This window comes from Xenorhabdus szentirmaii DSM 16338 (genome assembly GCF_002632585.1).
GTDB classification, from domain to species: Bacteria; Pseudomonadota; Gammaproteobacteria; order Enterobacterales; family Enterobacteriaceae; genus Xenorhabdus; species Xenorhabdus szentirmaii.
In genome coordinates this window covers 1-367 of sequence record NZ_NIBV01000054.1, presented here as the reverse complement: position 1 = coordinate 367, position 367 = coordinate 1, and the positions used below count along the sequence as shown (strand labels likewise).

Below are 367 nucleotides of genomic sequence, written 5' to 3'. Positions count from 1 at the left end.
GTCCGTTGCCACAGCGCATAGTCAGCATACTGCACGGGCAGGGCCGGCAGCGGATCGGGCTGGCCCTGACTGAATGCTGCGTACAGGGTTGTCAGTTCGTGTATCAGGATATTCAGTGACCAGCCATCCGACACCATATGGTGCTGTGTGAGCAGGATCACGTGCTCATCCCCGGCCAGTTTCAGCAGTTGGCCCCGGATCAGCGGCTCGGCGGCAAAATCAAAGGGGTGGCTGTGTTCATGTCGGATCGCGTCTTCCATGACCGCCTGCTTTTCTGCCGCCGCCAGTGGACGGAGGTCCTGCGTGGTTAAGTTAAAGCCCTGATCGGCAGGGGCAATGATTTGCTCAGCATGCCCATCGACTTCGC

General features: G+C 59.4%; 1 protein-coding gene. It reads right to left on the bottom strand.

Translation table 11 applies throughout. The features are described from left to right. Positions 1-367, bottom strand: a 367-nt coding sequence (locus tag Xsze_RS21595) for a condensation domain-containing protein (protein WP_143707627.1), incomplete at both ends; no start/stop codon positions are given.